19 protein-coding genes and 1 riboswitch are annotated in these 23481 nt (G+C 70.8%); of the genes, 3 read left to right on the top strand and 16 right to left on the bottom strand.

What is annotated here, in order from left to right; translation table 11 throughout:
* Positions 1 to 106 precede the first annotated feature (106 nt).
* Positions 107 to 319, bottom strand: a complete 213-nt coding sequence (locus JOD48_RS03295) for a BldC family transcriptional regulator (protein ID WP_030151000.1) — start codon at positions 317 to 319, stop codon at positions 107 to 109.
* A 338-nt stretch (positions 320 to 657) separates the two neighbouring features.
* Between JOD48_RS03295 and JOD48_RS03290 the strand changes: the two genes are divergently transcribed.
* The gene (locus JOD48_RS03290) at positions 658 to 978 is read left to right on the top strand and encodes a DUF3073 domain-containing protein (RefSeq protein ID WP_372440791.1); all 321 of its coding nucleotides are present in this window, start codon (positions 658 to 660) and stop codon (positions 976 to 978) included.
* 169 nt (positions 979 to 1147) lie between these two features.
* Here JOD48_RS03290 and purM read toward each other — a convergent pair whose 3' ends face one another.
* The 13 genes from purM to gdhA form a co-directional block, all read right to left on the bottom strand.
* On the bottom strand, positions 1148 to 2266 hold the full coding sequence (purM, locus tag JOD48_RS03285; protein ID WP_191791918.1) for a phosphoribosylformylglycinamidine cyclo-ligase: 1119 nt from the start codon (positions 2264 to 2266) through the stop codon (positions 1148 to 1150).
* Between the two features lie 56 nt (positions 2267 to 2322).
* Complete coding sequence (gene purF, locus JOD48_RS03280; protein WP_191791919.1) at positions 2323 to 3870, bottom strand: amidophosphoribosyltransferase; 1548 nt, start codon at positions 3868 to 3870, stop codon at positions 2323 to 2325.
* Between the two features lie 93 nt (positions 3871 to 3963).
* A complete protein-coding gene (locus JOD48_RS03275) occupies positions 3964 to 4410 on the bottom strand; it encodes a hypothetical protein (protein WP_204807345.1) in 447 nt (148 codons plus the stop codon).
* A gap of 128 nt (positions 4411 to 4538) precedes the next feature.
* Positions 4539 to 9245: an ExeM/NucH family extracellular endonuclease gene (locus JOD48_RS03270; RefSeq protein WP_204807343.1), complete on the bottom strand. Its 4707-nt coding sequence runs from the start codon at positions 9243 to 9245 to the stop codon at positions 4539 to 4541.
* Positions 9246 to 9632: 387 nt separating this feature from the next.
* A complete protein-coding gene (locus tag JOD48_RS03265) occupies positions 9633 to 10010 on the bottom strand; it encodes a sterol carrier family protein (RefSeq protein ID WP_191791922.1) in 378 nt (125 codons plus the stop codon).
* A gap of 35 nt (positions 10011 to 10045) precedes the next feature.
* Entirely contained in the window at positions 10046 to 11632 is a 1587-nt protein-coding gene (locus tag JOD48_RS03260; RefSeq protein WP_307823943.1) for an RNB domain-containing ribonuclease, read from the bottom strand.
* A 160-nt stretch (positions 11633 to 11792) separates the two neighbouring features.
* Entirely contained in the window at positions 11793 to 12680 is an 888-nt protein-coding gene (locus JOD48_RS03255; protein ID WP_191791924.1) for an ABC transporter ATP-binding protein, read from the bottom strand.
* Positions 12680 to 13597, bottom strand: coding sequence for an ABC transporter ATP-binding protein (locus tag JOD48_RS03250; protein ID WP_191791925.1), 918 nt, complete (start codon positions 13595 to 13597; stop codon positions 12680 to 12682). The genes JOD48_RS03255 and JOD48_RS03250 overlap by 1 nt, the downstream gene beginning before the upstream one ends.
* Positions 13594 to 14736, bottom strand: coding sequence for an ABC transporter permease (locus tag JOD48_RS03245; protein WP_191791926.1), 1143 nt, complete (start codon positions 14734 to 14736; stop codon positions 13594 to 13596). The genes JOD48_RS03250 and JOD48_RS03245 overlap by 4 nt, the downstream gene beginning before the upstream one ends.
* Complete coding sequence (locus tag JOD48_RS03240; RefSeq protein WP_191791927.1) at positions 14729 to 15724, bottom strand: ABC transporter permease; 996 nt, start codon at positions 15722 to 15724, stop codon at positions 14729 to 14731. The genes JOD48_RS03245 and JOD48_RS03240 overlap by 8 nt, the downstream gene beginning before the upstream one ends.
* A gap of 46 nt (positions 15725 to 15770) precedes the next feature.
* Complete coding sequence (locus JOD48_RS03235; RefSeq protein WP_191791928.1) at positions 15771 to 17453, bottom strand: ABC transporter substrate-binding protein; 1683 nt, start codon at positions 17451 to 17453, stop codon at positions 15771 to 15773.
* Positions 17454 to 17768: 315 nt separating this feature from the next.
* Positions 17769 to 18527, bottom strand: a complete 759-nt coding sequence (locus JOD48_RS03230) for a copper homeostasis protein CutC (protein WP_191791929.1) — start codon at positions 18525 to 18527, stop codon at positions 17769 to 17771.
* Positions 18528 to 18752: 225 nt separating this feature from the next.
* Complete coding sequence (gdhA, locus tag JOD48_RS03225; protein ID WP_191791930.1) at positions 18753 to 20090, bottom strand: NADP-specific glutamate dehydrogenase; 1338 nt, start codon at positions 20088 to 20090, stop codon at positions 18753 to 18755.
* A gap of 263 nt (positions 20091 to 20353) precedes the next feature.
* A riboswitch (SAM riboswitch) is annotated at positions 20354 to 20463 on the top strand.
* A 20-nt stretch (positions 20464 to 20483) separates the two neighbouring features.
* On the opposite strand from gdhA, the gene JOD48_RS03220 reads away from it, so the two are divergent.
* Together JOD48_RS03220 and JOD48_RS03215 are read left to right on the top strand one after the other, a co-directional pair.
* A complete protein-coding gene (locus JOD48_RS03220) occupies positions 20484 to 21137 on the top strand; it encodes an NADPH-dependent FMN reductase (protein ID WP_204807341.1) in 654 nt (217 codons plus the stop codon).
* The gene (locus JOD48_RS03215) at positions 21134 to 21700 is read left to right on the top strand and encodes a flavin reductase family protein (RefSeq protein ID WP_191791932.1); all 567 of its coding nucleotides are present in this window, start codon (positions 21134 to 21136) and stop codon (positions 21698 to 21700) included. Before JOD48_RS03220 ends, JOD48_RS03215 begins: the two co-directional genes overlap by 4 nt.
* Positions 21701 to 21771: 71 nt before the next feature.
* On the opposite strand, the gene JOD48_RS03210 is transcribed toward JOD48_RS03215, so the two are convergent.
* A complete protein-coding gene (locus JOD48_RS03210) occupies positions 21772 to 22188 on the bottom strand; it encodes a hypothetical protein (protein ID WP_239527319.1) in 417 nt (138 codons plus the stop codon).
* 159 nt (positions 22189 to 22347) lie between these two features.
* Positions 22348 to 23445, bottom strand: coding sequence for an LLM class flavin-dependent oxidoreductase (locus JOD48_RS03205; protein ID WP_204807339.1), 1098 nt, complete (start codon positions 23443 to 23445; stop codon positions 22348 to 22350).
* Between the last annotated feature and the right edge of the window lie 36 nt (positions 23446 to 23481).

The following is a 23481-nucleotide window of genomic DNA, read 5'->3' as shown; positions in this document are numbered from 1 at the left end:
CGTGAGGAAGGGGTCAGGACGCGACGGGGAGCATCGGGAAGCAGGTCCCGAGGCTCCTCAACGGCCCGACGGCGCAGGCTGGGCGCGCGGGGACACCGCGCGTCGGTCAGCCCTTGTCGACGCCCTCGGCGTTCTCGCTCGCGGCACCCAGGAGTGCGCGAACCTCGGACTCGCGATAGCGACGATGCCCCCCGAGGGTCCGGATCGACGACAGCTTGCCGGCCTTGGCCCAGCGAGTGACGGTCTTGGGATCGACGCGGAACAGGCTCGCGACCTCGGCCGGTGTGAGCAGAACTTCGGACTCTCCATGGACGGACATCACTGCACCTCCTCCTAGCGACTGGCTGGTCCGACGGTGACGTCGGAACGCGACGACAGCGCTGCGCTAGCCCTTCCATTGTCGCAGCATGAGGATTTTGGGCGACTTGGCGGACAGGGTGAATTAGGCGGGGTATGGGTGGTACAGGTGTTTCGGACCGAGATCCGGGCGTGTCGCGCGGCCCGGATCTCTCCCTCCGGCCGCTCCTGCCCCACCCCCTGCGACCTCGCCGCGACCGGCCTCGACCCCCTGGTACGGCGTCCGGAGCGGCCCGACGGGCCGCCGTTGTGTGGAGACAGTGTGACAAGGCACCCGTTCGGGGGACCTGAGTGGCTGGAATGCATCCGGACCATGTACCGTTGGACTCTGAACAGACGAAACACACTCCCGGGGCCGCACGTCGAAGTACGTTGCCGCCCCGCTTCTACGTTGAGGGGGTCGGAGCCATGGGCCGCGGCCGTCAGAAGGCTAAGCAGACCAAGGTCGCTCGTGCGCTGAAGTACTACAGCCCCGAGACGAACTACCAAGCTCTCGAACAAGAGCTCACTGGTCACAGCCACACGGATCTCGCGACAGATCCTCGCTACGGAGCGAGGTCTTCCGAGGACAACAGCGGAGAGTACGACCAGCCGTTCGCCGGCTGGTCCGACGACCGCTGACTCGACCTCACCCCCTCCTGCGACCTTCGGGCCCCAGGCGGTCCGTGAGTCGACAGATCGCGAGTACGTCCTCAGTGACCTGCCCGCGACCTCACGTCGTTCGACGAAAAGCGCGTCCTGCACCCCAGGCCTCCCGGCCCGAGTCGCAGGACGCGCTTTTCGTCGTACGTCAGTTGCGGTAGTCACCCGTCAGGCGCACAGCCCCTGCGTGGACGCCCTTGGTGCCGACCACCAGGTCCTCTCCCCCGGCGGCAGACGTCTCGGCCGGGTCGAGAGCGCCCACGGTGCCCAGGACCCAGGCCGTGAGGCCCAGCTCGGTGCATCGCGCGAGGGCGGCGTCAGCGCCGTCGGCGCCCACGATCGCGACCATGCCCACGCCCAGGTTGAGCGTGTTCTCCAGGTCACGTCGAGGCACGTTCCCGAGGTCACGGACCACGGTGAAGATCGGCGGGACCTCCCACGAGCCGCGGTCGATCGTCCCGACGAGGCCAGCCGGGAGCACACGGGCCAGGTTGGCCGCGAGCCCACCACCCGTGACGTGCGTGAACGCGTGCACCTGCGCCGCGTCGTCGTGGGCCAGGGCCAGGCAGTCGCTCGCGTAGACGCGCGTGGGCTCGAGCAGCTCCTCGCCGAGCGTCCGACCGAACTCCTCGACCTCTCGGTCCAGCTCCCAGCCCGCGTGCTTCACGACCGCACGCACTAGCGAGTAGCCGTTCGAGTGCAGGCCCGACGATCCCAGCGCGATGAGGACGTCGCCCTCGCGCACCCGCTCGGGGCCCAGGAGGCGGTCGGCCTCGACCACGCCCGTCGCGGCACCCGCGACGTCGTACTCGTCCTCGCCCAGGAGACCCGGGTGCTCGGCCGTCTCCCCGCCGACGAGGGCCGTGCCGGCGACCTCGCACGCCGCCGCGATGCCACGGACGATGCCTGCGATGCGCTCGGGCACGACCTTGCCGCACGCGATGTAGTCCGTCATGAAGAGCGGCTTGGCCCCCACCACGACGATGTCGTCGACGACCATGCCCACGAGGTCGAACCCGATCGTGTCGTGGACGTCCATCGCCTGCGCGATCGCGACCTTGGTCCCCACGCCGTCGGTCGAGGTGGCCAGCAGGGGCTTGGTGTAGGTCGCGACCTCGCTGAAGTCGTAGAGCCCGGCGAACCCGCCCACTCCCCCGAGGACCTGGGGGCCGTGCGTACGGCGTACGGCGTCCTTCATCAGCTCGACGGCCTTGTCGCCCGCCTCGGTGTCGACACCGGCTGCGGCGTACGTGAGACCTTCAGACACGAATGAACTCCTGGTGGTTGCGGCGCGCCCCGGGTGGGGCGGTGCGTCGTACGGGGTCAGGGGTGGTCGAGGGCGGTCCCGCCGCCGACTCCCACGGAGAGGCTGCGCAGCCCGTCCTCCGGAGCGCCCAGCGGCAGCTCGGCCTGCTCGAGCAGGTGCTTGCCGAGCTGGTCGTCCGGGGGCAGCTCGATGGGGTACTTCCCGGTGAAGCAGGCCGTGCAGAGCTGGGAGGCGGACTGCTCGGTCGCCGCGATCATCCCCTCCTCGGAGATGTACCCGAGGGTGTCGGCGCCCAGCGAGGCGCCCACCTCCTCCGGCGACAGGCCGTTGGCGATGAGCTCGGCGCGCGACGCGAAGTCGATGCCGTAGAAGCACGGCCACTTGACCGGCGGGGAGCTGATGCGGACGTGGACCTCGGCGGCCCCCGCCTCGCGCAGCATGCGGATCAGGGCACGCTGGGTGTTGCCGCGGACGATCGAGTCGTCGACGACGACGAGACGCTTGCCCCGGATGACGTCGCGCAGCGGGTTCAGCTTGAGCCGGATGCCGAGCTGGCGCAGCGTGTCCGACGGCTGGATGAAGGTGCGCCCGACGTAGGCGTTCTTGGTCAGCCCCTGGCCGAACGGGATGCCCGACTCCTGGGCGTACCCCACGGCGGCGGGGGTGCCGGACTCGGGGACCGGGATCACGAGGTCTGCGTCGATGCCGTGCTCGCGAGCGAGCTGGCGCCCCATCTCGACGCGCGCGGCGTGCACCGAGCGGCCGTTGATCGAGGTGTCCGGGCGGGCCAGGTAGACGTACTCGAAGACGCAGCCCGCGCGCTCGACCGGTGCGAAGCGCTGCGAGCGCAGGCCGTCACCGTCGATCGCGATGAGCTCGCCCGGCTCGACCTCACGGACGAACGACGCGCCCACGATGTCCAGGGCGGGGGTCTCGCTCGCGACGACCCAGCCGCGCTCGAGGCGACCCAGGACGAGCGGGCGCACCCCCTGCGGGTCACGCGCCGCGTAGAGCGTCTTCTCGTCCATGAAGACGAGGCTGAAGGCGCCTCTGAGCCGCGGCAGGACCTCCATCGCGGTGTCCTCGAGCGAGTGGTCGTCGTCCCCCGCGAAGAGCGCGGTGATGAGGGCCGTGTCGGTCGTGTTACCGCGGGCCAGCTCGCCGCGGCGCTGCGCGCCGTAGCGCTCGGCGACGAGGTTCACGAGCTCGGCGGAGTTGGTCAGGTTGCCGTTGTGCCCCAGCGCGACCGTCCCCGACGACGTCGCACCCAGCGTGGGCTGCGCGTTCTCCCAGGTCACGCCACCGGTGGTCGAGTACCGGCAGTGCCCGACGGCGATGTGCCCCGTCAGGGCGTTGAGGGCCGTCTCGTCGAACACCTGGGAGACGAGTCCCATGTCCTTGTAGACGAGGATCTGCTCACCATTGCTGGTCGCGATCCCGGCCGACTCCTGACCACGGTGCTGCAACGAGTACAGACCGAAGTAGGCAAGCTTGGCGACCTCTTCGCCGGGCGCCCAGACACCGAAGACGCCACAAGCGTCCTGGGGGCCTTTCTCGCCGGGCATGAGGTCGTGGTTGAGAAGTCCATCTCCGCGGGGGGCCACGGCTCCAGTGTCCCATACGGTCCCGGGCTGCCCGAAGTCACGACCAGGGGGTGGACCACGTGACCGGACGAGGATCCGGCTCAGCGTGCTCGCTCAGCGGCGCAGGCTGCGCTTGTCCGCCCAGATCGCCAGCGCGCCCGCGACGAGCGTCGTGAGCGTCGTCGTCCCCAGCACGACGACCGTGAGGTAGACGCCGGGCTTGAGCACGCCGCGGGACTCCGGGGAGCCGAGCCACGTGATCCCGAGGCACAGCCCCACGACGATCCCGACGACCGCGCCCGTCGTGAAGAACGCCTTGTACCGGGGCGCGCGACGGATCGTCGTCGGGTCGATCATCGACTCGATCTCGATCTCGACCTCGTCACCACGGATGCCGCCGTCGTTCGCGTCACCGGGCTCGGTCGACGCGGTGTCCGCGGCAGCGGGCGTGGTCGGAGGTACCGGGGCGGCCGGGGCGGCAGCGCCGGTCTCCGGCGGAGCGGCGGGAACGGGGCCGTCAGGGGTCGCGTTCACGTCGGGGGTGGGGGTGCTGGGGCTCACGCGCCGACAGTACCCCGTCCTGCTGAGAATCCCCTGGGCCGCACCCGTGCCAACGGGGCGCGAGACGCCGTCGGGCCTGCTCCCCCAGCAGGGAAGCAGGCCCGACGGATCCTCAGGTGATCAGCGCGTCAGCCGCACGTGACCGCCGGGTAGGCGACCTCGTAGACCTCGGTCAGCGTCTGACCGCCCTGCGACTTCGTCGCTCGGACCTCGACCGTGCCGGCCGGCACGGACGTGGCGCGGGTGTTGAACGACTGCGCCGCGATCTTGCCCTCCTTGAGGTTCGGGAAGGTCTTGGTGCCGTAGGGCGTCGTGAACTTCACGTCGATCGGGCCGGACTCGCCGTTCACGCCCTTGACCGACAGGTGCACGCGGCCTCCGACGCACTGGCCCTTCGCGGTCAGGTCGTCCATGACGACGTCGGGAAGGTCGACCCCCTCGACCGTGAGGGCCAGGCGCGTGACCGTGCCGCTCGGGTCCGCGACCACGTACAGGCCGTACTCGCCGCCCGCCGTCTCCGCCGGGACCGGCACCTCGAGGCTCGCAGCCCCGTTCGTGACCGTGCCCGTGGCCACGGGCGTGCCCGGGTTGGCCGCGTCGAACGCCGTGCCCGCAGGCACGAGGTACGCCGAGACCCCCGTGTTGGCCGGGCTGCCGAGCGACGTCAGGTTCAGACGAGAGACCGCCGCGGTGACGGACTCACCTGCGGTGACCGTGCCCAGCCCGTCCGCGACCACGCCACGACGGGCGAAGTCGGGGGCGAGGTCCGGGTGGGCCTGCAGGTAGGAGATCCACGCGTCACGGTCGATCAGACCCGAGTCGCGCGCGTCCGTGCCCTGCGAGAAGACCCGGAAGTTGTCGCCGCCCGTCGCGAGGAACGAGAACGTCGCGACCCGGTAGACCTTCGCCGGGTCGAGCGGCTCACCGTTGATGAGGACCGACGTGATGTTGTCACCCGGGGTGGCATTCACGTCCGCGGTCTTCGTGGTGTAGCTGACGTTGTCCGACAACCCCAGGGCCAGGTACGGACGCGACGGGCGCGTGCCGTCCGCGTTGGTCTGCCACTGCTGCTCGAGCATCGTCTCGACCTGCGCGCCCGTGAGGGACACGGTCCACAGGTTGTTGACGAACGGCAGGACCGCGTTGGCCTCGGCGTACGTGATGACGCCGTCCTCGCCGAAGTAGAGCTCGTTGCGGAGCCCGCCCGGGTTGACGACACCGAAGTCGGCACCGCCGCGGGCCGGGTCGGCCAGCGTGTCGCGCAGCGAGGTCGCGACGAGGTTCCCGAGCGTCGACTCCGACGCACGGTCGTCACGCCCCGTGGAGGGCAGCGGGCCCGAGCCCGTGTACTTGCCGTCCACGTACGAGCCCCCCAGGTAGGCGGTCGTGATGTCGGCCGTGACCGAGCCGACCGGCTGAGCGCCGATGACCTCGGCCTGCGCGAGCGCCGCGTCGACGATCGTCTTGACCTGGGCCACGCGGGGGTAGGTCGCGACGAGCTCGCCGGCAGGCGTCGTGGTGCGCTTGACGTTCTCGACGGAGTAGTCCGTGACGAGGTCCGTCGCGGTGTCGAACGTCAGGCTCACGTGCCCGACGTTCTCGCCGTAGCTCCCGGTCTGCAGGACCGGACGGGTCCGGTCGGTGCCGGGGATCGGGGCCTCCCACGCGTACTGCTTGTGCGTGTGGCCCGTGAAGATCGCCGAGACGCGGGCGTCCGTGTCGTTGACGATCTGCTCGAACGCGCCCTGGTGGGCGAGCTCCTGCTCGAGCGTCGAGCCGTCGGGCGTGCCCGCGCTGGCGCCCTCGTGGTAGAGGGCGACCAGCAGGTCGGCCTCACCGTTCGCGGCGTCACCGTCGCGCAGCTGCGCGGCGACACGGTTCACGGCCTCGACGGGGTCGCCGAAGTCGAGGTCCGCCACGCCGGACGGCGTCACGAGCGTCGGGGTCTCCTCGGTCACGGCGCCGATGACGCCGACCTTGACCCCGTCGACGTCGATCACCGCGTACTCCGGCAGGGCCGGGTTCGTGGTGCCCTTGGCGTAGACGTTGGCCCCCAGGTAGGACCAGTCGGCCGCGTCGCTCACGCGCCCGGTCAGGTCCGCGAAGCCCTTGTCGAACTCGTGGTTGCCCACCGCGGAGGCGGACAGGTCCAGGGCGTTGAGCACGTCGATCGTCGGCTGGTCGTCCTGCAGCGCCGACGCGAACAGCGAGGCGCCGATGTTGTCACCGACCGAGAGGAACGCGGTACCCGCCGGGTTGGCGGCGCGCAGCTGCTCGACCGTCCCGGCGAACGCGACGGTGTTCGCGTCGATGCGACCGTGGAAGTCGTTGATCGCGAGCAGGTCGAGCTCCTTGACCCCGCCCGGCTCCTCGCCGCCCAGCTCGAGGCCGACGACGATCGGGTCGTGGTCGGACGAGCGGAACGCCGTGGTGTCGTACAGGTTCGAGACGTTGTAGTTGAAGCGGCTGTACTCGTTCGCGATGGGCTCGACCGAGTTGATGTTCCAGATGTCGGTGTCCGTGACCGCGTTCGCGGCGCCGGGCGATGCGAGCACGTGGTCGAGCGAGCCGACGAGGCCGTCGAACAGGTACGTCTCCTTGCCCGTCGTCGGGCCCAGGTCGACGTAGCCCGCGTCCGTGAGGACCTTGATCGGGTCCTCCTGGGCGTAGGCGTTGAAGTCGCCCGCGAGCAGCACCTTGTCGGTGCCCGCAGCCGACGAGACCTGGTCGGCGAACGTCACGAGCGCCGTGGCCTGCTTGACGCGCGACGCGTTCGACGCGCCCTGCCCGTCGCCCTGGTCGGCGTCCGCCCCCGAGCCCGAGCCCTTGGACTTGAAGTGGTTCGCGATGACGACGAAGTCCGTCGAGGCCTCGCCCCCGGCGACCCGGAAGGTCTGGGCGAGCGGCTCACGCGCGTTGTCGAAGGCCGCGACGTCGTGGACGACCGAGGCCCCCACGGGCTCGACGGCCGCCGGACGGTAGATGAACGCCGTGCGGATGACGTCCTCGGACGCGGGCAGCGTCGCGGGCGAGGGCACAAAGGCCCAGGTCCCGGCACCGGCCGCGGCGTTGAGGCGGTCCGTGAGCGTCGAGAGCGCGGCGTCACGGTTCTTGCCGAACGCCTTGGAGTTCTCGATCTCCTCGAGCGAGACGACGTCCGCGTCCAGGGCGTTGATCGCCGCGACGATCTTGGTCTCCTGACGTTGCAGGTTCGCCGCGTTCGCCGCACCGCGGGCGTCGCAGCCCGTGCGCACCGTGATCGGGTTGCCCTCGCGGTCCGTGTAGAACTGGCACCCGCTGAGCTGGTCGCCCGTCGTGGTGAAGTAGTTCAGGACGTTGAACGTCGCCACGGTCACGTCGCCGCCCACGGCCTCCGGGGCGTCCGTGCGCGTGTTCGCGAACGTCGCGGGCTGGACCGCGGCCGCGTTGGCCGGGGTGAGCTCCGTGACGGGCTGGAAGTTCCAGCCGTCGAACCGGTAGTCGAGGACCACGGGCGACGTGAACGTCGCGAGCGCGCCGACGCGCACCGGCGCGCCGCCGGTCAGGTACGGCAACGGCTTGGCCTTGTTCGCGGCGTTGTTGAAGTTCGTCGTCGCCCCGTCGTCGAGGTTGACGCGGCGGGCGTTCGCGTCGGCGACCGCGGCCGCGGCCTCCGCGCTGCCCGGACGGCCGACCGACGTGGGCTGCCGCAGCGGCTCGGTGCCGCTCGCCAGGACGACCGAACCGTAGTAGTTCGTGTCGTAGTTGTCGGCGACGACGTAGTCGCCGGCGGGCTGGACGAGCATGCCCTCGAGCTTCTCGCGGTCCGCGGCGGTCGCGGGGTACGCGACGTTCGCGGGCTTGACGACCTCGGCCGGGTCCGTCAGGACCTTCCAGCCGGTCGCCGCGGGCGTGACCTGCGTCAGCCCGAAGTACTCCGAGACCACGCCCGTGACCTCGACGTGCTGGCCGACCTGCAGCGCCGTCGCCGCAGCCTTCGAGTACACGAAGAGGCCGTCCGACGCGGTGTGCGTCGCGAGGTCCAGGTCGCCCCCCGAGCCGGCCGTCTGGATGTAGAGACCGTCGAAGCCGCCCGAGGGGTAGGTCGCGGTCACGACGCCGCGCGTCGTGACGGTCTGGCCCACGAGGGGGCTCGCGTCACCCGTGCCCTGGATCTCGGCGATGGTCTTCGCTGCGCCGGGCTCCGGGTCGGGGCCGGGTCCTGAGCCGCCGCCGCTGTTCTGCGGCGTGACCGTGCTGCTGACCGCGAAGTCCTTGGAGTTGTCGTCCGTGTCCGCGCCGGCCGCGCGGTTGAGCGAGCCCGGCACGGTGTTGGCCGTTCCCGCGGGAGCCGCCGCGGCCTCGAACGTGTTGGACGTGCCGTAGCCCAGCAGGTCCACGACCTGCGGGTTGCCCACGACGGAGCCGGGCGTGATCGTGATCGCCGAGGCCGACCTGACCAGGGCGAGCGTCCCGTTCTGGCCCTGCGGCGCGATGGTGCCGGTCGCGTCGGGCGTCGGGAGCGCGGCGCCGTTGGCGCCGTTCGAGGCGCCCTGCACCAGGTAGTAGCCGCCCGCCTTGATCTTGCCCGTGAGCGGGACGACGCCGTTCGAGGCGCCCGTGCCCGTCGCGGACCGGTACTGGACCGACCAGCCCGTGAGGTCGATGTCCGCAGCCGTGGGGTTGTAGAGCTCGACGAACTTGTTGAGGTAGGGGGCGCTGGCGCTCCCGCCGTTGAGGTACGCCTCGTTGATGACGACGGACGAGCCGTCGACCGCAGCAGATGCCGTCCCTGCGGCTACCGTGCTGAGCGCCGCCGTGGCGACGAGCGACGCCGAGAGGGTGGCCGCGACCACACCTCTCCTGCGTCGGGACTGGTGGTGACTACCGATCACGCTGACTCCTTCGTGTCGTGGCCGGGTTCCCGGCGCGCCCGCCTCGGCGCGGGTGGCGCGGGTGCAGGCTCTGGAATCCAACAGCAGGCTGATGAACACGTGGTGTCCGGCCGGTCTCCACCGGTCGAACGACCACGTCTCCCAGGCGGACGGCACCCTCCGGCCGGGGTGCGCGACGTCGTCGTGCGCGGACCGGTCGACGGGCACCGTCGCCCGTTCGCCTCGCACGCTATCTCACGATGCAGACACTGCGAACTTCGAAGGGCCCTCGCTCTCGCCCGAGGGCGGCGGCAGCCGGTGCCGAGGGCGACGGCAGCCGGTGCGGGGCGGCTGCGCGTCGAGGGTGGCCTACCGGTCGCGGCGGCGCGCGGCCTGCAACGGCAGCAGCGACGAGATGTCCGACCGTTCGCCCGAGGCGCTGATGCGACCGTCGGCGACGGCCTCGGCCCAGTCGACCGCCCCGGTCACGAGGCCGAGCCACGTCTCGGGGTCGGTCTCGACGACGTTGGGCGGGGTCCCGCGGGTGTGCTTCGGGCCCTCGACCGCCTGGACCGCTCCGTACGGGGGCACCCTGACCTCGACGGCGTGGCCGGGGGCTACCTCGGCCAACTCTTCGAGCGTGAAGCGGACGGCGGTCGTGATCTCGGGGCGGCCGGCGGCACCGTCCTGCCAGACGGCGAGAGCGGTGCGGCCGACGGCCGGGTCGGTGCGGCGACGAGGAGGCATGGGTCCATCCTCACGCACTCGACGGACCCGACCCCTCAGGCGAGCTCGAAGTCGACCCGACGACGTTCGATCGACGCCTCGCGCACCCTGACCCGCACCGGGTCGCCCAGCGGCAGGTCGGCACCCTCGACGCTCGCCCGGACCGCGGGCTCGGCGATCACGACCTGGCCCCGCACGAGGTGCCGGTCGTCGGACGCCGGTGCGGGACCGCCGGGGGTGGCCTCGGACGCCGGCGTGACCGCCGCAGTCTCCTTCGCCGCCCGCTCCGCAGCCTTGGCCGCACGACGGCCTCGCTCCTCGTCGTTCTCGACGTCGACGACCACGGCGTCGAGCACCTCCCCGACCCGCCCCATGAGGAGCGCCGCCTCGATGATGTCCACGCTCGCCCGCTCGTACGACCCGGCACGCTGGCCGGTCCTGGCCATGGTGCGCGGCAGTCCCGGCAGGGCGTCGCGCACCCAGGTCGGCACGTCCTCGCCCGCGCACAGGGCCAGGCAGATCTCGGTCCCGTAGCGGTCGACCAGGCGCCGCAGCGGCGCGGTCACGTGCGCGTACTCGGCGGCGATCGCGGCGTGCGCGACGTCGTCGGGCACGCCCGCCGGCTGTCCCGTGCCACCGAACGGGACGTACGACGCGCCACGGAACAGCGACGTCGCCTCGTTGAGGAAGGCCGCGTGCCGTGACGTCGCCGAGTCGAGCGCGGCGAGCAGCTCACCGTAGGACTGGTCCTGAGGCCAGTCGATGCCGAGCGCGCCCGCCGTGCGGCGCAGGCGCGCCAGGTCACGCGGGTCTGCCGCCGGGAGCGTCCGGAAGATCCCCACCCCGCCCGACCGCATGATCCGCGCGGCGGCGATGCCGGTCAGCAGCGAGACCTGCGCGTTCCACCCCTCGACCGGGAGGGTTGCTCGGAACTCGAGCCCGAACGTCCCGTCCTCGTGCGCCACGACGTCCTGCTCAGGAACGTTGAGGGACACCCCACCCCGCTCGCGCTCGCGTGCCTCGCGCAGCAGCCCGATCTCGGGCAACAGGTCGAGCATCTCGCCCGCCTCCCCCGCGTCGAGACGCGCCTGAACCTCCTCGTACGTCAGCCGCGCGGTGCTGCGCACGAGGGCGCGCTCGACCCGGGCGGACGTGATCTCGCCCCGCTCGTCGAGCTCCACGTGCCAGACGGCGGCGGCCCGGTCCGCGTCCGGCAGAAGGCTCGCGGCGGCCTCGGACAGGACCGCAGGATGCAGAGGAGTGCGCTCGTCGGGGCCGTAGAGCGTCATCCCCCGCTCGTTCACCTCGGCGTCGAGGGCGCCGCCCGGGGTCACGAAGACCGCGAGGTCGGCGATCGCGTACCGCACGAGGTAGCCGCCGGGGCGGCTCTCGAGGTGGAGCGCCTGGTCGAGGTCCATCGACCCGGGCGGATCGATCGTCACGAACGGCACGTCACGCTGGTCGGCGCGCCCGTCCGTGACGTCACGTCGTGCGGCCTCAGCCGCCTCGTCGAGGGCCGGCCGGGGGAACTCTGCGGGGATCTCCATCTCGGCCCGCAGCGCGGCGAGCGCGCTCAGGACGGGGTCGACCGCGGGCAGGACGGTGGCGGTGGGGGGCGCGACGCGCAGGTTCCGGGAGGGCACGTCCCGACTCTAGGGGGTGTCTGGCGCCGTCGGGCGGCGCGGCGACCCCTCACGCCGGTCTCCCGCCCCGGCACACGAGTGACGGCCCCGGGCCGTGGCCCGGAGCCGTCACTCGTGCGTCGGTCGCCTGCTCGCGCCGACACCGCCTGGTCGAGCCGCCCTAGAGGCCGGCCGTTCCGAAGCGGTCACGCACCGCGGCGGCCTCCCCCGAGGCGGTCGCCGTGGATGCGAGCTCGTTGCGCACCTCGTCTCGCAGCTTGCCCTGGTTCCGAGGATCAGGTGCAGCCGACAGGAGGAGCTTGGTGTACTCGTGCTGCGGGTTCAGGATGACGTCGTCCGCCGGACCCCGCTCCACGATGTTGCCACGGAACATGACGATGATCTCGTCGGAGAAGTGGCGCGCTGTCGCGAGGTCGTGCGTGATGTACAGGACCCCGAGGTTCTCCTCGCGCTGGAGGCGCGCGAGCAGGTTGAGGACGCCGAGCCGGATCGAGACGTCGAGCATCGACACGGGCTCGTCCGCGATGAGGAAGCGAGCCCCCGGTGCGAGCGCCCTGGCGATCGCGACGCGCTGCCGCTGGCCCCCCGACATCTCGTGCGGGCGCTTCTCGGCGAAGATCGCCGCAGGCGTCAGGTTGACGCGCGTGAGCAGCTCCTCGACCGCCTCGTCGAGCTCGGCGTTCGTCTTCGCCCGACCGTGGATCCGGAGCGGGCGCTCGAGGTGGTGGCGGATCGAGTGGAACGGGTTGAGCGACGCGAAGGGGTCCTGGAAGACCATCTGGACGTTGTGCCGGTACGTCGCCAGGGCCCGGCCGCGGTGGGCGCTCGGCGTGCCGTCGATGAGGATCTGCCCCGACGTCGGCGTCTCGAGCTTGGCGATCATGCGCGCGACCGTGGACTTGCCCGACCCGGACTCCCCGACGATCGCGATCGTCTTGCCGGGCTCGAGCGTGAACGAGACGTCGTTCACGGCACGGAGCCGCGACCTCTTGAGCCCGTTGCGGATCGTGAAGTCCTTGGTCACGTTGCGGACCTCGAGCGTGCCCATCAGGCCACCTCTCCCGTGTTGTCTCCCGAGCCTTCGCCGGACCGGACGAACGCCCCGCGCTCCCCCGTCAGGCTGGGGAACGATGCCAGCAGCTTGCGCGTGTACTCGTGCGCAGGTGCGCGGTAGATCTCCTCGGAGGTGTTCAGCTCGACGATCTCGCCCTGGAGCATGACCGCGATGCGGTCGCTGATCTCCAGGAGCATGGGCAGGTCGTGCGTGATGAAGACGACTGCGAAACCGAACTGCTCACGCAGGCGCATGATCTCGCGGAGGATCCCGCGCTGGACGACCACGTCGAGGGCGGTCGTCGGCTCGTCCATGATCATGACCTGCGGGTTCAGCGCGAGCGCCATCGCGATCATGACGCGCTGACGCATGCCGCCCGAGAGCTCGTGGGCGTAGCTGTTCAGACGGTTCGGGTCCACGCCGACCAGCTCGAGAAGCTCGCGACTGCGAGCGACCTTCTCCTTCTTGGACATCCCCCGACGGTGGGTGTCGAGGACGTCGAAGAGCTGGGCCTTGATGCTGATGACCGGGTTCAGGGAGTTCATCGCCCCCTGGAAGACCATGGAGACCTTGTCCCACCGGAACGCGCGGAGCGCGTCCCCCGTCAGGGCTGCCACGTCGATGTCGTGACCGTCCTTGTCGTGCAGGACGATCTCCCCGCTCGTGCGGAGCGCGGGTGGCTTGAGGAGCTGGTTGAGGCCGTACGCCAGCGTCGTCTTGCCGCACCCGGACTCCCCGGCCAGGCCGAGGATCTCGCCACGGTGGAGCGTCAGTGACACGTCCTTGACGGCCCGGACCACGGGACTGACCTGGTACTCGATCGAGACGTTCTTTGCGGTCAGGACGGGGACGGCGTCGGCCGCGGCTCCGGCGTTCCCGGCGGGCCTGGAGGTCAGGGTCGGCGTGCTCATGCTTCCACCTTCTCGTCGTGGCGGGCCGAGACCTCGACCGGCGGACGCTTCGCCGACGGGGTTGCTCCGCGCTTCCCACGCTTCTTCTGGGCGAGCCGGACGTTCTTCACAGCCGCAGGGGCCGTCCGGAGCTTGGGGTTGATGATCTCGTCGATGCTGAAGTTGATCAGCGCGAGACCGCAGCCGAACAGCGCGATCAGCAGGCCCGGCGGCACGAACCACCACCACCGTCCGTAGGCCATCGCGTTCTGGGTGCTGGCCTCGTTGAGGATCGTGCCCCACGTGACCGACCCCGAGGGGCCCAGGCCCAGGTAGGAGAGCCCGGCCTCGCTGAGGATCGCGAGGATCACGGCACCCAGGAAGTTCGCCGCGAGCAGCGGGAGCAGGTTCGGCAGGATCTCGACCAGGATGATCCGGGGCGCCTTCTCGCCCGCGACCTTCGCTGCGTACACGTAGTCACGGCTGCGCAGCGACCGGGCCTGGGCGCGGAGCACGATCGCGGCTCCGGCCCACCCCGTGATACCGAGGATCAGGGCGATGAGCAGGAGCGAGCGGGACTCGAGGTAGGCCGAGATCACGATGATGAGCGGCAGCCCCGGGATCACGAGCATGATGTTCGTGATGAACGAGAGGATCTCGTTGGTCCAGCCGCCCACGTAGCCGGCGATGATGCCGAACGCCAGGGACAGGACCATCGCGATGACACCTGCGAGCAGACCGACCGTGAGGGACCCCATGCCACCGTGAGCGACCTGGGCGAAGATGTCCACGCCGATGTTGTTGGTGCCGAGCAGGTGCTCGGAGCTCGGCGGGAGGTACTGCGCGTTCTTGGTCGAGGTCGGGCTCTGGCTGAAGAGCGGCGCCAGGACCGAGAAGAGGACGATGCCGAGCGTCAGGACGAGACCGACGACGAGCTTGCCGGAGCGGCGAGGAAGCATGGCCCGCAGGCCTCGCTTGGGCGCGGCGCTGGTCTGGACGGGCTCGCCGGCGACGACCGACTCCGGCGACGCGATCGGGACGTCGGGCACGAGCCCGCGCGTCTCGTTGCGGGCGGGAAGTCCGTCGACCACGACCGAGCTGGCCGGGGCGGCGTCGGCAGCCGGGGTGACGGTCTCGGCGTCACGGATGTCGTCAGCCATTGTTGCGCGTCCTCGGGTCGATGATGCCGTTGATCAGGTCCATGAGGAAGTTCGCGGCAAGCACCACGACGGTGATCACCAGGAACGCTCCCTGCATGAGGGCGTAGTCCTTGGCCTGGACCGCCGTGAAGAGCAGCTTGCCGATCCCGGGGTAGCTGAACGCCTGCTCCATGACCACGGACCCTGCGACGACGAAGCCCAGCGCGATGCCGAACCCTGTGACCGACGGCAGGACCGCGTTGCGGGTCGCGTAGGTCGTGGCGACGCGCATGGGGCGCAGCCCCTTGGCCTCGGCCGTGGTGACGTAGTCCTCGGCGAGGGTGGACACCATCATGTTGCGCATCCCGAGGAGCCACCCGCCCATCGCGGACAGGACGATCGTGATGGCGGGCAGGGTGCCGTGGTAGATCACGCTGCCGATGAACTCCCACGACCACTCGGGGCCGTTGTCGAACATGAAGATGTCGTAGGCACCGACGATGGGGAACCAGCCCAGCGACACCGAGAAGACCGAGATCAAGACCAGAGCGAGCCAGAAGTAGGGCACGGCCTGGAGGAAGGTCGACGCGGGGATGATGTGGTCGACCCAGGTCCCGCGCTTCCACCCGACCCAGGCGCCGCCACCGACGCCCAGGAGGAAGGCGATGATCGTCGCCAGCCCGACGAGGCCCACCGTCCAGGGGAGGGCCTCGCCGATCAGCTGGTCGACGGTTGCCGGGAAGTAGACCACCGAGGTACCGAAGTCACCCTTGAAGAGGTTCCCCCAGTAGGCGAGGTACTGGTCCCAGAGCGATGCGTCGTCACTGCCGAAGAGGAGATCGATGCTGTTGAGCATCCCAGGAGTCAGTTCGCCATTCCTCCGCAGAAGCGTATCGATGTAGATCTGCTTCGGGTCACCGGGTATGGCCCGGGGAAGAATGAAGTTGAGTGAGACGGCGGCCCAGAGGGTGACCACGTAGAACGTGATCCGCCGTGCGAAATACCTCATGCGATGGACTCCTCGTGGCTCCGAGCTCCTCTTCGGCAGTACGACATCAGCTGTTGGACTCGAGCTGCGAGAGGATGACGCCGTTGCTGATGGTGGCCCACGACGGCGGGAACGCGTACATGTCACCCTCGGCGGGCCAGCCCGTGTAGTCCTTCGTGTTGACGAACGACATGGTCGGGTTCACGACCAGCGCGATGTACGGGAGGTCACGGACGATCTCCTTCTGGACCGTGGCGTACGCCTCCTTCTTGGCCTCTTCGTCGTTCGTGGCGGCGGCTGCGGCCACCGCGTCGTCGACGAGCGGGTTCGAGTAGCGCGGGAAGTTGAAGCGGCCGGCCTCGATCGTCTCGCCCACCGGCGTCGTGTACTCGGTCGTGAGCCACTGGCGGTAGATCGCGAACGGGTCGTCGAGCGAGGTGCCCGTGATGCCGCTGATCATCATCTGGTAGTTGCCGGCGGTCCGGGCGTCGGACATCTCCTGCTGCGTGATCTTCACGTGGTTGATCTGGACGCCCGCGTCGATCCCCTGCTGAGCGATCAGGTCGCCCGCGGCGTTGTGGTCGCTCCAGCCCTCGACGGAGATGAGCTCGACGACGAGCTTCTGGCCGTCCTTCTCGTAGATGCCGTCGGCACCCTTGGTGTAGCCGGCGCCCGTGAGGACCTTGTCGGCCTCCGCGACGTTGGCCTCCTGCGGGCTCTCCTTCTCGATGTCCGGCGAGATCCACCGGTCGTCGCGACCGACGAGCGCGAGCGAGGGCGACGCCACCGCTGCGTGCCCCGAGAACGCCTTGTCGTTGATCTCGCCACGGTCGATCAGCAGGTTGACCGCCTCACGGACCGCGAGGTCCGTCTGGGGGCCCACGCAGCCGAGCGCGGCGTTCATGCAGGACATGATCGTCGTCGGGTCCTGCGGGGTGTTGAGGAGGGAGAGCTGCCCCTTGCCCGTGATGGGCTCCGGGTCGGCGACGAACATCGTCGTCCAGTCGATCTTGCCCGTGGCCAGGAGGTCCTGGGCGCTCTGGTTCTTGTCGAGGGCCAGGTAGCGGACCTTCTTGAGCTTGGGCGCCTCGCCCCAGTAGTCCTCGTTGGCCACGACGGTGTACGTCGCGTCCGAGATGGTGTCGAGGATGTAGGGGCCGGTGCCGACCGGCTTGTCGTTCGTGAACGTGATCTTGTCGGCGACGCCCTCGTAGATGTGCTCGGGCACCATGAGCGTCGTGCCGAGGATCTGGACGGCGGCCGTGAACTGTGCGCCGTTGAACGTCAGCTTGACCGTCGAGTCGTCGACCTTCTCGGCCGCGCTGAGGTAGTCACGCTTGGCGGTCTCGTTGGTGTACGAGAAGATGACGTCCTCGACCGTGAACGGCTCGCCGTCGGTCCACTTGACGCCCTCGCGGATCTTGATGGTGAGCTCGGTGCCGTCCTCGGACCACTCGTAGGACTCGCCGAGGCGCGGCGTCGGGTCGCCGGCCTCTGCCCGGTTGTAGAAGAAGAGCGGCTCGTAGATCCCGCCGTTGGTCACGTGCAGGGGGTTCGGGGCGTAGGGGTTGAAGTTCGCGACCATGGGGGTCTGCGTCCCGGCCCACACGTTCAGGACACGGCTGCTCTCGCCGCCGCCCCCCTCGTTCTTCTCGCCCCCGGAGCTGGAGCAACCGGCCGCGAACATCGTCACACCGGTCACCAGGGCAACCGCCGTGAGCAGGCGCTTGCGCGCCACGCTTCGAATCATCATTGGTCCTTTCGAGTCGTCAACGCGTCGTCACGCTGATCGGCCGCTCGCCACCGTGCGAGCTCGTGGCAGGAACACTAACGAATCCCGGACGGGGTTCCGACCAATACAACAGGAAAGTTACCTAAATGAAATCTCGCCGACTCCGGAGCACCCCGGAACCGCTAGATCCTGCGGATTCGAGCCGAGGCGCCCCACCGACGATCGGTGCGCAGTGCACAACGGAACCGTCCTGCGGGGACGCTCGTCGGTCGGGTGGCCGCCGTGGGAACGCTCCGACGACGACCTCTCCCAGCGCCCTCCTGAGTGGTGGCCCTAGAGGCGCGCGAGAGCCTCGTCGACCGCGTCCCGCGCCGCGCGGGCGACAGCCGGGTCGGTGACCTCGTAGCCGGCCCCGCCCCCGCCGCCGGGGCCGCCGTCGTCGGACAGCGTGCGCTTGGCCGAGAGGTGGACCGCGTCCACCCCCGCGTCGACGAGCGCGGCGACGTCCTGCGGGCGCACTCCACCGCCCGCCTGGACCTGCACGCGCCCCGCGGAGTGGCGCGCCATCTCCCGCAGCCGGTCGACCCCGTCGATGCTGCTCGGAGCGCCGCCCGAGGTCAGGACGCGGGAGACGCCCAGGCCCGCAAGGAGGTCGAGCGCCGCCGTCACGTCCTCGACGACGTCGATCGCCCGGTGGAACGTCACCTCGCGCCCGTCCGCCGCCTCGACGAGAGCGCGCACCGCGTCGGAGTCGACGAGCCCGTCGGCGGTGAGCGCACCGATCACGACCCCGGACGCCCCCGCGACCACCGCCGCGCGCACGTCGCGCACCTGCACGTCGACCTCTGCCGCAGTGAACACGAAGCCGCCCGGGCGCGGCCGGATCAGGGGGTGCACCTCGACGGGCGCGGCGTCCCCCGCCACCTCGAGGGCCGCAGCGACCGCCGCCTCGACGAGCCCGATGCTCGGCGTCAGCCCGCCCGTCGCCCCGAGCGCCGCGCACAGCTCGACGCGCTGGGCGCCGACCTCCGCCGCGACCCGCACGCCGTCGGTGTCCTGGACTGCGATCTCGAGGGCGACCTCGCGTGCCATGTGGGGATGCTCCTTGGGTCAGGGGTCGGCACGCCGCAGCGCACCCGGTGTCAGCGGTCAGCGTAGACCCGACGGGACCGCGCGCGCTCTGCCGTCAGGGGCCGCTCCCCTCGCCACGGCGTCGAGCCCCCGGAACGCCGACGGGAGCGGCGTCCTGCGCACGCCGTGAGGCGCACGGAGGACGACGCTCCCGTCGGTCGGTAGGGCCCCAAGGGCTCAGGTCGGTCAGATGACGCCCAGCGAGATCATCGCGTCGGCGACCTTGGTGAAGCCCGCGATGTTCGCACCCAGGACGTAGTTGCCCGGCGTCCCGTACTCGTCGGCGGTCTCCTCGCAGCGCGCGTGGATGCCCGCCATGATGTGCGCGAGGCGCTCCTCGGTGTACTCGAACGTCCACGCGTCGCGCGAGGCGTTCTGCTGCATCTCGAGGGCCGAGGTCGCGACGCCGCCGGCGTTCGCGGCCTTGCCGGGTGCGAACAGCACGCCGGCGTCCTGCAGGAGCGCGACGGCGCCCGGGGTCGTGGGCATGTTGGCGCCCTCCGCGACCGCGAGGACGCCGTTCGCGACGAGCTGCTTGGCGTCCTGCTCGGTCAGCTCGTTCTGGGTGGCGCACGGCAGCGCGACCGTCGCGGGGACGTCCCAGATGCTGCCGCCCGTCACGAGGCGCGCGCCGGGGCGGCGCTCGACGTAGTCGGCCACGCGCCCGCGCTCGACCTCCTTGATCTGGCGGAGCAGGTCGACGTCCACGCCTGCCTCGTCCACCACGTAGCCCGAGGAGTCGGAGAAGGACACGACGTTCGCACCGAGCTGCTGGGCCTTCTGGATCGCGTAGGTCGCGACGTTCCCCGATCCGGAGACGACGACGCGCTGGCCGTCGAAGCTCTGGCCCTTGGTACGCAGCATGTGGTCCGCGAAGAACACCGTGCCGTAGCCCGTGGCCTCGGTCCGCACGAGCGACCCGCCCCAGCTGATGCCCTTGCCCGTGAGGACGCCGGACTCGTAGCGGTTCGTGATGCGCTTGTACTGGCCGAACAGGTAGCCGATCTCGCGGCCTCCCACGCCGATGTCCCCCGCAGGGACGTCGGTGTACTCGCCGATGTGGCGGTAGAGCTCGGTCATGAAGGACTGGCAGAAGCGCATGACCTCGCCGTCGGACTTGCCGCGCGGGTCGAAGTCCGAGCCGCCCTTGCCGCCGCCGATGGGCATGCCCGTGAGGGAGTTCTTGAAGATCTGCTCGAACCCGAGGAACTTGACGATTCCCAGGTACACCGACGGGTGGAAGCGCAGACCGCCCTTGAACGGGCCGAGGGCCGAGTTGAACTCGACGCGGAAACCGCGGTTGATCTGGACGTGGTTCTGGTCGTCGACCCACGGCACGCGGAAGATGATCTGGCGCTCGGGCTCGCAGATGCGCTCGAGCACGGCCGCGTCGACGTACTGGGGGTTCTTCTGGAGCACCGGCCCGAGCGAGTCGAAGACCTCGCGAACTGCCTGGTGGAACTCGACCTCACCAGGGTTGCGGGCGAGGACCTCGTCGAAGACGGACTGCAGACGACTATCCATGGAGTGCTCCTCGGCAGGGCGGGCTTTGAACCGCACCAGGTTACGTACTCGTAAACAGCGCCGTACTCCCGTCCCACTCTGGGAGACGCCGGGCTCACGACCTGGGACGTTGCTCATGCCCGGGGCAACAGTTCGATCTGCCTGCGTCGGTCGACACCGTGCGACGTGCCAGAGCACGCGGCACGAAACCTCCGTCCACCCCGTGAGAATTCTCGACCGGATCGGTGCAGAAAGCCCCCCACGGGTCTATACCCCTGTCCAGAGGTCACGAGCACCAGCGCGAAGCCCCGGCTCGCTGGTCAGCAACCCCTTCACGACGGGGTGCTCCGGGAGATGACCCGGCCGCGCCGGCACGACGCGGCAAGCGTGCAGCACGACGACAGTGAGGAAGCGATGACCCAGCACCCTGCAGCCCCCCGCCCCACGCAGACCGACCACCCGCGACCGGCCCTGGTCACCCTGGTCGGCAACCCCCGTCCCGGTTCGCGGACCCTGGCCGCCGCCCTGACGGTCGCGGCCCGGGTCGCCGACCACCTGGGCCTGGCCGCGGCCGACGTGAACGGGCCTGACGTGAACGGGCCCGACCAGGCCACGATCGACCTCGCCGAGATCGCGACCGAGATCCTCGCCCCCGAGCACCCGCGCGCCGACGCCGCGCGGGAGACCGCCGCGGGCGCCGCGGTCCTGGTCGTCGCGACGCCCGTCTACAAGGGCTCGTACACCGGCCTCCTCAAGGCGTTCCTCGACCTCTACGGCCCGGACGGGCTGGCCGGCGTCGTGGCCGTCCCGGTCGTGGTGTCGGGCAACCCCGCGCACGCTCTCGCGGGCGAGGTGCACCTGCGCCCGCTCCTCGTCGAGCTCGGCGCGACGGTCCCCGCACGCACGCTGACCCTCCTGGACTCCCGGCTGGGCGAGGCCGACCTCACGAGCGCCGTCGACGCCTGGCTCGGCCACGCGGGAGGTCCCCTGCTGCGGGCGGCGGGCGACGCCGTCAGGCAGGAGACCACCCACCGGACCGCCCCCGAGCTCGCCGAGGTGACCCGATGACCGCCGAACCCACGACCCGCTCCGACGTCGCGCGCCTCGCCGGGCTCGAGGCCCTGCTCCACGAGCAGGACGAGCCGCAGCTCAGCGCCGACGCCTACAAGGCGGTGTTCCGGCAGCACCCCGCGGGCGTCGCGGTGATCGCGCTCGAGCACGAGGGCCGGCCCGTGGGCTTCACGGCGACGTCGGTCATCTCGGTCTCGGCCGCGCCGCCGCTGCTCGCGTTCTCGCTCGCGTCGACGTCGTCGTCGTGGCCCGCGATCTCCGCGGCCCGCACGGTCACGGTCAACTTCCTCAGCGCCGACCAGGACGACGTGTCCGCGCGGTTCGCGACGAGCGGGATCGACCGCTTCGCAGCCGGCGGGTGGGCTCCTCTCGCGTCCGGGGAGCCCGTGATCGACGGCGCGCTGTCCTGGGTGCGCGGCCGCATCATCCAGCGCACGCCCGTGGGCGACAGCTACCTGGTCTCGCTGCGCGCGCTCGCGTCGGGGACCCGGGCGGACGCCACGCCGCTCGTCTACCACGACCGGTCCTACCACCGGATCGGGGACCACTCGGCCCTCTGAGGCCCACGATCTGGGTGAGGGGCCCGACGGCGGAGCGCGCCGCCGTCGGGCCCCTCACCCGTGCCGCCTGGCTACCAGGTCCACCCGCGCGCGCTGAGCTCGAGCTCCTCGCGCAGCCGCTCGTCCTCGTCGCTGCGCAGGCCCGCGCGCAGCGGGTCGGCCACGACGTCGAGGCCGCTGAGCCGGCACGCCTCGCGCAGCAGCGCGTCGTACGCGCCCTGCGCGGCGAGGTAGTGGTGGGCGCGGGCGTAGACGTCCGGGTCGGCCTCGACCGCGCGCAGCTCGTCGGCGAGCCGCCCGAGGCGGATCTGGAGAGCGAGCGCGACGAGAGGATCGGGAGCCCGACGGCGCCGCTCGCGCAGGGTGGTCCGGTGCGGTCCGGGTGGCGGGAGGGCATCGGTGGAAGGCCGGTCGACGCGCATCGTGGACCAGGCGATGGCGGCGACCAGGGCCGCGCCCACCGCTCCGGAGACCACGAGGAGCCACATCGTCGGAGCCTTCTTCCGTGCCCGTGCCCGGCGCACGCGAGGGCCCGCCGGACACTTCCAGCCTAGGCCGAGCGGGAACGCTCCGCCAGGGTGCCGGTCGTGCCCGGCCGGCCCGCGGTCGGCCTCTGCCTGGCGTCCCTCGCCCGCTCCCCAGCAGGCCTACCGTGCCGTGAACCCCTTGGCCCGGCGGGCGTCGGCGGGCCCCCAGAGGTCGGTCTTGACCTCGGCCCTGACCAGCGGCACGACCTCCTCCGCGAACCGGCGCAGCACGTCGTCCTGCCGGGCGGGCTCCAGGAGGTGGTTGATCGAGACCGACTGGAGATCGTGCCCGTAGCTCTGGTGGTAGTCGAGGATCTTCTCGGCCACGCGCTCGGGAGAGCCGACGAGGGCGGGGCCGCGCTCGACGGCCTCCTCGATGGTCCGGAAGCTCGTGACCTTGCCGACCGCGGACGGGTCGTGCTTGCGCAGGTCTGCGCGCGCGACGGCGCCCTCGTAGATGGGGCGGAACTCCTCGATCGCCTGCTCGGTCGTGTCCGCGAGGAACAGCCCGCCGGACCCCGACCCGACGAACCCGTACGCCGGGTCGTGCCCCGCGGCCGCGTACTGCTCGCGGTAGTGGTCGATCAGCACCTGGTAGCTCTCGCGGGGCTGGAGCGCGTTGGCGCTCACGATCGGGTCGCCCCACCTCGCGGCGAGCTCGACAGCGAACCGCGAGGTCGCGGACCCGTGCCAGATCCGGAACGCGCCGTCGTACGGGCGCGGCAGGGTCGTGGCGCCTCGCAGGTCCGGGCGGTGACGGCCCTCCCAGTCGACCTCCTCGCCGCTCAGGAGCAGCCGGAGCAGCTCGTAGTTCTCCTCGAGGTACTCGTACTGCTTCGCGAGGTCGAGACCCAGCAGCGGGTACTGGAGGGCCTCGTTGCCCTTGCCGATGACCATCTCGAACCGGCCCCGGCTGAGCTGGTCGATCGTCGCGTAGTCCTCGGCGACCCGGATCGGGTCGAGCAGGGACAGCACCGTCACGCCCGTGCTCAGCAGGATGCGCGACGTCCGGGCGGCGATCGCCCCGAGGATCACCGTCGGCGACGAGGACAGCACGTCCCCAGCGTGCCGCTCGCCGACCGCGAACGCGTCGAGGCCGAGCTCCTCCGCCAGGACCGCGGTCTCGACGACGCGTTCGAGCCGGTCGGCCGCGGGCACGGCCTCGCCCGTGACGGGGTGGGGCGGGTTGAAGACGATGTCGAGGACCTGGAAACGCACGGAAGCTCCTTGGTGGGGGTGGGTGGTGGTGCCGAG

The sequence above is a fragment of the Oerskovia paurometabola genome (assembly GCF_016907365.1).
Lineage (GTDB): Bacteria > Actinomycetota > Actinomycetes > Actinomycetales > Cellulomonadaceae > Oerskovia > Oerskovia paurometabola.
Note: the sequence above shows the minus strand (reverse complement) of the source record. Positions and strands in the feature narration are given on the sequence as shown.